General features: G+C 49.0%; 10 protein-coding genes and 1 tRNA gene. 3 read left to right on the top strand and 8 right to left on the bottom strand.

Features of this window, described 5'->3' with window-relative positions; all coding sequences use genetic code 11:
• Window positions 1-476: 476 nt before the first annotated feature.
• The 6 genes from cphA to C0081_RS03195 all read right to left on the bottom strand — a co-directional run bounded on the left by cphA (window position 477) and on the right by C0081_RS03195 (window position 7,306).
• Window positions 477-3,278 (bottom strand): cyanophycin synthetase, encoded by a 2,802-nt coding sequence (gene cphA, locus C0081_RS03170; RefSeq protein ID WP_101532369.1) that lies wholly within the window; start codon window positions 3,276-3,278, stop codon window positions 477-479.
• Between the two features lie 45 nt (window positions 3,279-3,323).
• Complete coding sequence (locus tag C0081_RS03175) at window positions 3,324-4,187, bottom strand: cyanophycinase (protein WP_101532370.1); 864 nt, start codon at window positions 4,185-4,187, stop codon at window positions 3,324-3,326.
• Window positions 4,188-4,902: 715 nt separating this feature from the next.
• Window positions 4,903-4,979, bottom strand: a tRNA-Pro gene (locus tag C0081_RS03180).
• Between the two features lie 101 nt (window positions 4,980-5,080).
• Window positions 5,081-5,644, bottom strand: coding sequence for a DUF192 domain-containing protein (locus tag C0081_RS03185; protein ID WP_101532371.1), 564 nt, complete (start codon window positions 5,642-5,644; stop codon window positions 5,081-5,083).
• Between the two features lie 111 nt (window positions 5,645-5,755).
• Complete coding sequence (locus C0081_RS23645; RefSeq protein WP_101532372.1) at window positions 5,756-6,337, bottom strand: cold-shock protein; 582 nt, start codon at window positions 6,335-6,337, stop codon at window positions 5,756-5,758.
• Window positions 6,338-6,550: 213 nt separating this feature from the next.
• Complete coding sequence (locus C0081_RS03195) at window positions 6,551-7,306, bottom strand: SIR2 family NAD-dependent protein deacylase (protein WP_101532373.1); 756 nt, start codon at window positions 7,304-7,306, stop codon at window positions 6,551-6,553.
• Between the two features lie 59 nt (window positions 7,307-7,365).
• Between C0081_RS03195 and C0081_RS03200 the strand changes: the two genes are divergently transcribed.
• From C0081_RS03200 to C0081_RS03210, 3 genes are all read left to right on the top strand, one after another.
• Window positions 7,366-7,785 (top strand): VOC family protein, encoded by a 420-nt coding sequence (locus tag C0081_RS03200; RefSeq protein WP_101532374.1) that lies wholly within the window; start codon window positions 7,366-7,368, stop codon window positions 7,783-7,785.
• Window positions 7,786-8,282: 497 nt separating this feature from the next.
• Window positions 8,283-8,828: a YcbK family protein gene (locus tag C0081_RS03205; protein WP_101532375.1), complete on the top strand. Its 546-nt coding sequence runs from the start codon at window positions 8,283-8,285 to the stop codon at window positions 8,826-8,828.
• Window positions 8,829-9,039: 211 nt separating this feature from the next.
• The gene (locus C0081_RS03210) at window positions 9,040-10,827 is read left to right on the top strand and encodes a monovalent cation:proton antiporter-2 (CPA2) family protein (RefSeq protein WP_101532436.1); all 1,788 of its coding nucleotides are present in this window, start codon (window positions 9,040-9,042) and stop codon (window positions 10,825-10,827) included.
• A gap of 25 nt (window positions 10,828-10,852) precedes the next feature.
• Here the strand turns inward: C0081_RS03210 and C0081_RS03215 are convergent, their stop codons facing one another.
• Together C0081_RS03215 and C0081_RS03220 are read right to left on the bottom strand one after the other, a co-directional pair.
• Window positions 10,853-11,791 carry a sulfurtransferase gene (locus tag C0081_RS03215; protein WP_101532376.1) on the bottom strand — a complete coding sequence of 313 codons (939 nt, stop codon included), beginning with the start codon at window positions 11,789-11,791 and terminating at the stop codon, window positions 10,853-10,855.
• 60 nt (window positions 11,792-11,851) lie between these two features.
• A complete protein-coding gene (locus tag C0081_RS03220; RefSeq protein ID WP_101532377.1) occupies window positions 11,852-12,469 on the bottom strand; it encodes an SRPBCC domain-containing protein in 618 nt (205 codons plus the stop codon).
• Between the last annotated feature and the right edge of the window lie 11 nt (window positions 12,470-12,480).

The following is a 12,480-nucleotide window of genomic DNA, read 5'->3' on the forward strand; positions in this document are numbered from 1 at the left end:
CGGTCAATGGATAGTGCGTTTCGCCGTTAATTTTGAAGAAGACGTCGTCCACATGCCACTGCCATTGTGTCAAGCATCTCGACCTTTCAACTCGTTTTCTACGGATCTCTGACGCAAAGACTGGACCGAACCTATTCCACCAAAACCGGATGGTCTCATGGCTCACGTCGATGCAGCGCTCGTGCAAAAGGTCTTCAACATTACGAATGGAAAGTGGAAATCGAACATAAAGCTCACCGCAAGGCGAATGATCTATGGGCTGGTTTTGAAATAGCGAAAAGGGGAGTGTTTGGTCATCCTGCGAAGATAAGTCACCGCACTGCCCGCCTCAAGTAATTTACTCTGACATTACCATGTTCGAGGCTTAATCCAACCTAGAAACCAAGGTTCCTACAAACCTTGACGCTGCCTGCTTTTGAAAGCAAGCAGCGATAGATATTGGAGGCTTTGACGTCACTAGACCTCAATGTCCCCGTTCAATCAGCTTCCTCGAAATGTCCACGAGCCAATCGAACACCACGTGCGTCACGCACCATGCTCAAATCGCTGTCGATCATTTCTTCAAAAGGAACCGGAGCCTCAACACCGATTAAGGTCGGTGCAACGTGGGTGTTTTGGTCTTGCATATTGAAGGAGGTAATCTGTTTCCAGCATCGTTGACTGTTGTCGCCGAAGATCATGACCAGGTCACCCAGTTCTGCCATTTTCAAACCCGCTGCAACTGCGTCCTCTTCATTTGGAATTATGAATATCTGATTGTCCGGGACGCCATTTTTGAGAAACTGCGATTTTAGCAGTTGCGGTATCTCATCGTAGCCGCGAGAGCGTCTATCATCATCTGCTTTGCAAATGTAATGGTCGAAATGTCCCGCCAGAATATGTGCAGCATCAGCAACATCGAGGTCGCGGCGGTCCCCCGGCATCGACACCACAACAATACGACGACCTTGTACGTCTAGTCGATCCGCAAGCCCAGCCATTGCAGCCAAAGCTGCAGGATTGTGGCCATAGTCCAGAATAACCTTGAAGGGGTGTTCATCAAATACATTCATGCGGCCAGGGGCTTGAAAGTAGCTGGTGTCGAAGGTGCGCAAACCGTTGCGAATGTTATCAAGATCAACGCCAAAACTATAAGCCATTGCGGCCGCAAACATAGCATTCTGAACATTGTGCACGGCCTTGCCTTCAAGGGTGGCTGGTATCAGATGCGACCACAGGACGGGCAAGTGCAATCCTTTGTCGTAGATTGTCAGCATGTCCCCACTCATGCCCTGTTCGAGCACGATAGCTTTACCACCTGCCTTGATATGCTCTTTTACCAATGTATGGCCAGGATCGATGGTTACGTAGAAAATTGATTCAACATCCGCGTAGTCTGCCATTTTCAGGCACTCGATATCATCAGCATTGAGGACAGCGGTATTTGTGGCGCTTTCTATGACCACACGTTTCACAACAGCCAACTGCTCTACTGTTTCAATTCCGCTCATACCAAGGTGATCGGCGGTTACGTTTAAACAAGCCGCAACGTCTGAATGTCGGTACCCAAGTCCACTACGCGCCAACCCACCGCGTGCGGCTTCCATAACGGCAAAATCCACCGCAGGATCCCGCAACACCATCAGAGCCGACTTAGGTCCAGTCATATCGCCTTTAACGCTAAGCTTGCCATCTACATATACGCCGTCGGTGGACGTCATGCCTACAATTTTGCCACTGGTCTTCATAATGTGGCCCAACATACGCGAAGTCGTTGTCTTACCGTTTGTACCTGTGATTGTCGCAATCGGGATTCTGCTCTGGCGCCCTAGCGGGAACAGCATGTCGATCACCTTGCCCGCAACATCGCGCGGCAGACCTTCGGATGGGGCAACGTGCATACGAAACCCGGGGGCCGCGTTCACTTCGACGATCGCACCGCCAATGTCTTTGTAGGATTTGGTGATGTCGTCAATGAGAAAATCAACACCTCCAACATCCAAACCAACCGCAATGATTGCTCGTTCTGCCATTTCGCGATTATCAGGATGCGCAACGTCCGTCAGGTCGATTGCAGTGCCACCGGTGGACAGGTTGGCCGTTGTCCGTAGATAAAACGTCACCCCAATCGGCAAAACCGTATCGGTAGTGTGCCCTGCATCCGCAATCAGTCGCTTAGCCTGATTGTCGATCTCAAGGTTGGTGAGTACTTTTTGGTGCCCAATGCCGCGGCGCGGATCCTGATTTACAATATCGACAAGTTCGGTAATCGTGTGTTTGCCGTCTCCGACGACGTGGCCAGGCACGCGTTTGGCCACTGCAATTAGCTTGTTGTTCACGACCAACATTCGATGGTCAAAGCCTGTGACGAAGCTCTCGACGAGTATAGCCGAGCTTTTTGAATGTTCCTTGGCTTCCGCAAAACCGGCTTCGACTTCCTCATCTTTGTTCAGATTGATCGATACGCCTCGCCCATGGTTGGCATCCAAAGGTTTGACCACAACGGGAAACCCCATCATGCGGGCAGCCTCTATGGCTTCGTTAGCACTGTAGACAATGCGTTGCTGCGGCACGGGTAGCCCAAGGTCATTCAACAGGTTATGTGTATCTTCCTTGTCGCAGGAGATTTCAACTGCGATGTGTCTGGTTTCGGACGTGATCGTGGCTTGAATGCGCCGCTGATTTTTTCCATATCCAAATTGCACCAAGGATCCTTCGTTCAGTCGAATCCAGGGTATGTCGCGCTCTTGGGCCGCTTTTACCAGAGACCCAGTTGAGGGGCCAAGTTCCTTGCTTTGTGCATCCAGAACGAAATCACGCAATTCCGTTTGCCAGTCAAAGGCCGGATCGAACGCATGCTCGACCTGATCCTGCAATGACTGTGGCAAAAGGTACATCAAGAGTCGGAGTGCCAGCTCGCCTGCGGCCAACCCTACTTCGCGCTGACGATAGGCATAGACCATGTTGTACTTGCCCAGTTCTCCGGTGCCGCGTGTGCGGCCAAAGCTCACATCCGTGCCAGCGACATTTTGCACTTCGATAGCACAATGCTCCAGAATGTGCCCCATCCAGGTGCCGTCATCTTCGCGCAGTCGGCGCAAAAATCCCCCGGCTTCGCCATAGGAACATCCATGGCTAGCAAGTCCTGGCAACGCAAAAATCAGTCCTTCGACAAATTCTGATCCGATTTTTGCTGAAGGCCAAGATTCCAGTATTCCCAAATCAATAACATGTCGGATTACAGGGAAACCTGACCAGATATTCGGGCCGACAAAAACATTGGTTGAGACTATTTTCACATGCCTACCTCGTTGATTGAAGATGATCCGCGCCAGTGCGGGGTTTTAGGAGAGCGGGGCTGGCAATGTCGAAACCAAAAGATGATCTTCTGGTGGAAATCCTATGCGCGTGTTCAGATCGTAGCGACACCCTTCGCCCAAAATGTCAAGGCGAAGACCAAGCAGGCTCAAAGCCTCACCCGGTTTGGCAGCCCATATCGACGAGTGGGTTATTCGGCTAGCGTCAACCATCGTAACCGTGCCGCTCCCGACCACTTCCAACACGTTGTCGGGTCCGATGAAGGCCGCCGTGTCTTCATCTATGCCCAAACCAATCAGAGAGGGATTAAAGGACGAGGCAGTCAGTAAACGCCCCAATCTATTCCGTTGGGTGAAGTGTTGATCAATGATGACCGTATTGATCAGCCCAATGCCAGGAGCCAAAGTAACAGCCCCCTCAGCCGGAGGCTCATTGCCCTGCCCGCCGGTTACCATGTGTTCTGACATGATTGAGGCCCCAGCTGACGTGCCTGCAACAGGCACCCCTTCGGCGTTGCGTTGCATGATCTTTGTTGCGACAAACGTACCGCCCAGAATCGCTGAGAGGCGCAACTGATTTCCGCCCGTAATGAATATGCCGGTAGCATTGTCCAGCATCTTGGAATACTCAGGATTTTCACAATCTGAGCGGCGCGAAATCGGAAGAAACTCAACCTTGCCTGCGCCCAGATTGGAAAAAATGCGATTATAATCCGGCCCTGTCTTATCTAGCATTGACGCCGTGGGGATTACCACAATATCGGCATTTTCACCGCCAGAAAGCTCAACAAACCTGCGATGGATTTGCATTTCCTTGAGGCGATCCTCGCCTCCACCAATGGGAATAATAAACCCTCGGTCGCGCTCATCGGCCAACGAATTTGGGCCCATATTGCAATTATATCCTTCGACTGCCTTAGCCAGATCAAGCTTTGCGATCTGCGTGCCTGCTTGTTATGGCGTATGCGTCACAAATATACTACGCTTAAGTCGAGTATTTGCGTTTATCTGGCATTGTCATGTGTGGACGCCCCCGGTTTTGCGAGAATTTATTTGGGCTAACAACGATCTCGACAGTTTTCGATCATGTGTCCGGCCTTTTTGCGCGGCACGCTTGATCGATGACCCTCCTTCTTGGGCCATTGCTGTGCAATGGGTAGTGTCGGAGGAAAATATTATACTTGGCTCGAACACCTAATAGAAATTTCATCGCCATTGAAATTCCACAGCTTTTCAGATCGCACCAATCGAACCCAAAGCCAGTTTAAGTATTTTGAATTTGGCTTTGTCACATTAAGCAACACTAGGTTGAATTTACTAGAAAATCAACAAGCTAAAACGGCAAATTTATGCCGCTCAAATCTCTCGTATAGATTGCATAGAATAATAATGTGACAATACCTCCCACCCGCACAATGGTTTGCAGCGAGAATCGTTTTTGCACTCGGCTGCTTGCATCGTTGGCCCATGAACGACCTTTGCCATAACACTCACGGCATGACGGTCCACAACGAACACACTGTTTATTTTAGGGGGGTAGGATAAGGGGTTGCAAAATTCCCTATTGCAAATAACCATTGTTTTTCAAAGTTTTAAGAAAAAACAATGGTCGGAGCGAGAGGATTCGAACCTCCGACCCTCTGGTCCCAAACCAGATGCGCTACCAGGCTGCGCTACGCTCCGACATCATTCACTCGGACAATCCAAAAGATCGCCCTGCAGCGGAATGTTGCTTAGATAGCAATAGCTTGGGACCGGAGCAAGGACAAAAGCACTAATGACGTCTATTTAGATGATTTGGGTGTGAACAATTGATGCAATAGCTGATCGCCGGGTTTGACGCCGGTTCTTTCGACGGTGCCTTTGTTGACTTCAAGAACGTATCTCACCGGCCCACCTGACCCGATAATTGATTGAGATAGTGGGGTAGTCGACTTCACCAGATGATGGATGGTTCCATCTTGTCGTACAAACAGCATATCTAGGGATATATAGGTGTTTTTCATCCACATATTGATCTGACGGCTTTCACCAAAATCGAATAGCATACCAGCATTTTCGGCCATTTTGGTGCGATACATCAACCCTTTGGTGCGCGAAGAATCGTCGTCGGCTAACTCGATTATAAAGGGGTGCTTTCTATCGGCTGTCTGAATAACGAGATGTGATGGGTCTGCAAGAAAGTCTTTCACGGCAGCATCTGTCGACATGTCGACCAATTGTGATTCCGAGTTTAAGGTAATTTGTTCTGCTTGACCCTTGGCGGGAGCCAGAGTGCTAATAGCAACAACGCAAAACAATAATGTGCAAGAAAATGACGCAACAAATTTCACGAGGTGACCAACCATATATTTCGCTCCTCACATTTCATCAATGACGCGATTGCCCGTGGAACAATGCATTAAGTCAAGTGGTTGACCGGACTCTGTCCTAACTCACACTCGCACCATAATATGACATTAGTGGGAAGACGGGATATGCGCACCGGTTGAAGGACGGATCTCTGTTGCCATTTTGCCCTTAGGACCAGGACCATAGCGGACCTGAACTTCCTGATTGGGACGCAATTCCGTCAAGCCATACAAGCGGAGGGTTTCCATGTGAACGAAAATATCATCGGTGCCCTCACCTTGCGTGAGAAATCCGAAGCCTTTTTCACGATTGAACCACTTCACTGTCGCCGTTTCCAGTTCACTGGTGGGCGTCACTTGCACATGGGTATTAGCAGGAGGGAGCTGAGAAGGATGGATTGCCGTGCTTTCATCCATAGAAAGAATGCGTAGTGCCTGCAATCCCCGGGGGCCTTGAAGAACTTCACAGACGAGACGCGCCCCTTCATAGGCGGTCCTATATCCGTCACGTCTTAAACAGGTGACATGCAACAAAATGTCTGAGCTTTCATCATCAGGAACGATAAAGCCAAAACCCTTGGCTACGTCGAACCATTTGATCTTCCCGGCAATCTGAGTGACATCTACCGCTGCGTCTTCGGTTGCATCACTTTCAAAGGGTTGCCGCTCTGGTGCAATTTTCACCCCCATTATAGTGCCTCAATACTCTGCGTAGCCTCGTTCCCGACTCAATACTATGGTCGATTCTCAACCGGAGGATAGCATTTGGAACGATCTCTGCATCAATAAAATTTTAACTTTTTCATTGCCTATCCATACATCATCATTTGCGGCGTTTTGGGAATCGAAGGATTGGTTCAATTTAGCGCCTAATGAGACCTGCGATGTCTTGATGACAGCCAATCACAAAATACTTTGCATTACCGAACCAATTTCATCCCGGATATACAGATCGGCCATCTGGTTCAGCGGGGTTGGCTCCCTGTTTATAATTACAAGCTCTGCACCGTTTTGTTTGGCTATTTGAGGCAAATCTGCTGCGGGATAAACCACCAGGGATGAGCCCAGCACGATAAAGAGGTCGCAGCTTTTGGCTAGCTGGGCTGCACGTAATAGCTCCGGCTCGGGCATTGGTTGACCGAATGAGATGGTGGCAGCCTTGATCAATCCTCCACACAGTGAACAGCGTGGTGCTTTTCCTGTTTCAGCAATCACCCTCTCTGCTTCTAAAAGGCTGGATTTTGCCGAGCAAGACAAACAAGCCCCATAGGTACTGTTTCCATGTATCTCAATAACCTGATCGGCGGGAAGTCCACTCTTTTGGTGCAGTCCATCAATATTTTGTGTGATGGTGCCGGCGAGTTTGCCGCTCCGGTTGAGACGCAGAAGCGCCTTGTGCCCCTCATTTGGTTTGGCGGCAGAAAACTCCCGGTTCATGATAAACCGGCGACGCCAGTCTTCTAGCCGGGCCGTTTCAGAAGAGACAAACTCATCAAATTGTATAGGTACCATTTTCGACCATAAACCGGTTGGTGAGCGAAAATCAGGGATGCCACTTTCGGTGCTGATGCCAGCGCCGGTGAATATTGTAATGTTGGATGCATTGTTGACCATGCTGCAAAGTGTGGTCCTTGCAGAATGTTGACTATTGTAATCCATCAATCCTTCCTTATACTTTCGTCAAACTGATACGGATGGCAGCTTCAAGGGATGATACTATGAAATTTCTCCATACTATGGTGCGCGTGAGCGATATTGACGAGTCTCTGGATTTTTATTGCAACAAGCTTGGACTGAAAGAAGTCCGTCGCAATGAGTATCCACAAGGTCGCTTTACTCTCATTTTTCTTTCTGCAGATGGTGAAGATGAAAATTGTGTCGAATTGACCTACAATTGGGACCCAGAGACCTATGACGAAGGCCGGAACTTTGGTCACCTCGCCTATCGGGTGGAAAATATTTATGCCCTTTGTCAGAAATTGATGGAAAATGGTGTGGTGATCAATCGCCCGCCTCGTGATGGTCACATGGCATTTGTCCGTTCACCAGACAATATTTCAATTGAGCTTTTGCAAGAGGGAGACCCCTTACCCCCTGCAGAACCTTGGGCATCTATGGCCAATACAGGTAAATGGTAATAATAAATCTGTAGTCCTTACAAACGGGCAGAATAATGAGCCCCTTCCAGCGCATCTATCTGGGAGGGGCTTTCTTTTTGCATAGCAGAAATGCGCTCATCTTGGCTCACTGTTATGCGCGATTGTCATAATGCCGCCAAAATTCAACTTCATTCGTTCCACACCACAGCAACAGGCATGCGTGATGCTGTTTCTTGCTGGCCTCAATATTTGGTGTTATGCGATCCAGATCATCTTAGAGAATGGTGTTGTTGCCTTCTGAGTGTCGGATCCCAAAATGGAACCCGGGCTGCTGGTGCCTGTCGACCTCTGAGTTAGAGCGGCTAAAATCCGGTTATCTTTTTAAATTTTTGTTCAATTGGTTTGGACTCTCTCTTGCCTCCTATGGGCGATGATGGAGGGCACGAACCTGATGAGTACGGCCTTTTTTCTTTGGTTTTCACCATAGGAAAATTGGCCCAATAGGGCGCAGGGCTCGTTGCCGCTGCGATAACGGAATGATGAGATTTTTGCGCTTTGGCGTTTTGGTCGGACTTACAGGTCTAATTGCCGGATGCAACACAACGGGATCAAATGGAGTCAGTAGCTCCGTCAGCACCCATATCGACATGTCCCAACGTTCTGTAATGGCCTATGCCAATGGTCTTGAAACTAAACCGGTTAAGAACAGCAAATCACGATTTCTGGTGGCGCACTCAAAAGTACAATTGGGATGTTTGAAACCAGAATTGACGAAACTCCTAGGCAAAGTAGAAAAGCACTATGGCAAGCCGGTTATTATCACATCGGGTTACCGGTCCAAGGCTTATAATCGCCGCGTGAAAGGCGCAAAAAACTCTCAACACATGAACTGTAAAGCCGCCGATATCCGGGTGCCAGGGGTGAGCAAAAATGCGCTTGCCAAATACGCACGGACCATTTCGGGAATCGGTGGGGTTGGCATTTACTGTCGGTCGTCCTATGTCCATGTGGATGTCGGTTCGAGACGTGACTGGAGCTGGGGATGTGGCAAGTCCAAAAGACGAAAAACAGCCCGCCGCTAATCCCCATACCTTCCGATCAACGAACGCCCGCCGCGATTTAATCTCGGTGGGCTTTCGTTTTTTTGACGAGCCGCCCTTCGGTTGTATCAAACCATGCCAACCTTCAGTTTGATATCCAGCGATCTTGCGTCGGTCTATAATGAAAATAGAATCAGTGTTTTCGCTGAGGGTAGTCCCGTTTTGGGCACCCCAAATTTACAAGGTTCATTTGATGTCCTCTGCAGCAGCGCCTGCTTTTTTTACTGAATCTATCGTATTTTTGAGTGCTGCTGTAATAGCGGTCCCCATAGCAAAACGATTGGGTGTCGGGTCGATCATCGGATACTTGTTCGCGGGCATGGTTATCGGGCCGTTCGGCCTTTCATTTATCCAATCTGTTGATGCCATTCGTCCCGTGGCCGAGCTTGGCGTCGTGCTGTTGCTGTTTGTATTAGGGCTGGAGCTCAAACCCGAGCGATTGTGGCGCATGAAAAGCGATATTTTTGGTTTGGGAACCAGCCAGATTATTCTCACCGGACTTGCTTTGGCAGGCGTGATGACGCTTTTGGGGTTGCCTAAACCATTACCTCTGATCGGTGGTTTTGGTATGGCGCTATCTTCAACCGCGTTCGCCGTTCAAATTTTGAATGAACGCGGGCACTTTTCTTCAGCCTATGGCCAACGGGCCTTTGGCATTTTGTTGATGCAAGATATAGCGATTGTGCCTCTATTAGCGATGGTTGATATTATGGCACCAACCGCGCATGAAGCAGCGCCAGAAAGCATAATCGAACAGATAGGTATAACGGTTGCGGCCGTTTTGGTCGTGATTATTGTCGGGCGCTATTTCCTCTCGACGGTGTTTACAATCCTATCCAATACAAAAGCCCGCGAAATTATGCTGGCTGCGGCTCTTTTGGTCGCGCTGGGCAGTGCCGAGATTATGCATTTGGCGGGGCTATCTATGGCGTTGGGTGCCTTTTTGGCTGGTATTATGTTGGCTGAATCGAGTTTCCGCCATGCATTGGAAGCTGATATTTATCCCTTTCGTTCGCTGCTCATGGGTTTGTTTTTTATGACGGTTGGTATGACTTTGGATCTGCCTGTCACGCTCTCTAATCTACCCATCATTCTAGTCGGCGTGGTTGCTGTCATGATGATCAAAGGTACCATTTTATGGCTGCTGGCAAAGGTAACCGGGTCACCCAATGTTGACGCAATCCAGATTGCCATCGCTTTGCCTCAAGCGGGTGAGTTTACATTTGTTTTGTTTGCAGCGGCAGCGGCTGCTGGTTTACAACGACCCGAATTTACCATTATGTCGGCGGTGGTGATTTTATCGATGGTTATGACGCCGTTGGTTGTTAAAGGACACGACGCGCTTGCGGCCTATTTACATAGTCGGCATCCTGATGACCCAGAGCCCGAAATTGCCAAATTCAGTGACAATAAACCACAAGTAGTCGTAATCGGATTTGGTCGATTTGGCATGGTCGTGTCTCAAATGCTAATGGCAGAAGGGCTGAATATAGTTGCAATTGACAACAATGCCCGCCGGATAGCGACTGCACGTAAATTGGGGCTGCCTGTTTATTATGGCGATGCGACACGCGAGGATATATTGCGCGCATCGGGGGCTGAGGATGCAATCATCATCGCGTTATGCGTTGAAAACGAACAAGTTATGGCTCGAGCTATCGATGTAGTGAAAGAGAATTTCCCCAAAGCTGCCATCTATTGCCGCGCGACGGATCGGGCTCACGCAATGGAATTGGCCCAGCGGCAAGTGGATTATCACATCAGGGAAACCTTCGAAAGTGGCATTACATTTGGTCGCGCTGCGTTGGATCATTTGGGTATTTCAACAGATCGTGTGCAGGACATCGAAGTTGATGTTCGTGAACAGGATTTTGAAAGACTGGTCCAGCAAGCTAATATTGATGGAGTCGAAGGCAAACATCTGCATAGGGTCACGCCCCATAAGCCGCCCGCCTCTAACTCTACACCCGACAAGTCTTGAAACGGACTAAGAGAAGTCTGTTATTCTATTTAGGAATGCTGATGGGATAGTCAGGCTGTTTGCTCCATTCGGCCATAGAACCATCATAAAGCAGCGCTTCCTTGTTGCCTAGAATCTCATGAGAGACAAACCAAGCTAAAGATGCCCTGTGACCGGAGTTGCAGAAACCGATTGCGGGGCCAGATGTGTTAATATTACGGGATTGAAAAAGAGTTTTCAGCTTGTTCACCGGCAAGAACCGGCCACCTTGGCCTTGTTCAAGAAGAAGGTCATAAGGGAGGTTTTTGGCTCCGGTTATTGTTCCGAGGCGCGTGCCTCCAACCTTGCCAAAATACTCTGCCTCGCTGCGGTAGTCTACAAGCGGTGTACCCTTTTTCCATTCTGAGAGAACATCCATGGCAGAAGGAGCCATGGCTAGGTTTGGGACAGCTGTGTAAGGAACGGATCGGACAGGAGTTTTTGCTTGGGTAAAGCTGGCCTTCGGCAGTTTACTATAGGCAATGAGGCCTCCATCCAATATGGAAACAGCCTTGTGCCCCAGAACTTTCATGCTCCAATAAATGCGGGTGGCGATTGCTATTTCGCTGGGATTGGCACCAACAGGTGTCAAAATGACATGGGTGTTATTGGAAATCCCCAGAGAACCCATCAGTTTTTCCAAATATGCAATGTCAGGAAGGGCCTGACCCTGCATTGGTTTATTCTGCCGCCAAATATTATATTGGCTGTTAATAGCGCCAGGAAGGTGGACGCGCTCATAGCCACTGGTGGGCTGCAGATCCAAGATCCGGATGTTGGGCTGAGAAAGATTTTCTTGCAGCCACTGCGCTGATACCAATGGAGCCGCTGCCTGAGCCTGCTGGCCAAATGTAATGAAGATGAACAAGAGCAAGAGGCCGAGCCGCCGAACTGACGAGAATTTGTTCTTAAGGCCAAGTTTACAACAATATAGCATCTGGTTCATCGCACTTTCATTTTAATTTACAGCATCTTGGGTGCTTAAGTCTGGGCTCTGGCCTTTGGATTAACGAAAGAAAACAAGCAGCACGAGCGCCAATATCGCCACAGCGATCCAGCCCCACATTTGTGCTCCACCTAAGAAGCCTGTAGCCGCCGCTTCTTCTGCTTCAAGCTCCAATTCAACCACAGCATTTTCAGTTTTGTTTATAGCGTCGTCCAGTTTGGAATCAGTTTTGGTCATAGCTTTGTCCTTTGGTTGAAGGGTGTCAGCGACATTATCGAAAATCTCGCTTGCCTTTGAGAAAATCTTGCTCGGATCAACAGCGCTTTCTCTGCCCATTTTACTCAATTCTATGGTCGAATGGTACGTCAGAATTGTGGCCCCCTGATCAGGTTTCAGGTATATTATGTGTCTTCCACTCAAAACGAGAGCTTCCGGTTCAACGCCCTTGAAACTCACCACGAATTGGTTGTTGTTTTCTCCTCGAGAGAAACGAAAGTGGTACTGGATTTGTTGATCTCTATTGGTCAATCGATCCATTGTCGCCAAGAACAGGTTAGTCTCCAACTCAACCATAGAATGGCAGTTCGGAACCACCTTTTCCAATAGTTTGGGATCCTGGAATTGTTGTCTAATTTTGTCCGGTGTCGATTGTATTCGGAACTCACCAGATAGATTCATAAGACCCTTCT

Source organism: Cohaesibacter celericrescens (assembly GCF_002866925.1).
Taxonomy (GTDB): domain Bacteria; phylum Pseudomonadota; class Alphaproteobacteria; order Rhizobiales; family Cohaesibacteraceae; genus Cohaesibacter; species Cohaesibacter celericrescens.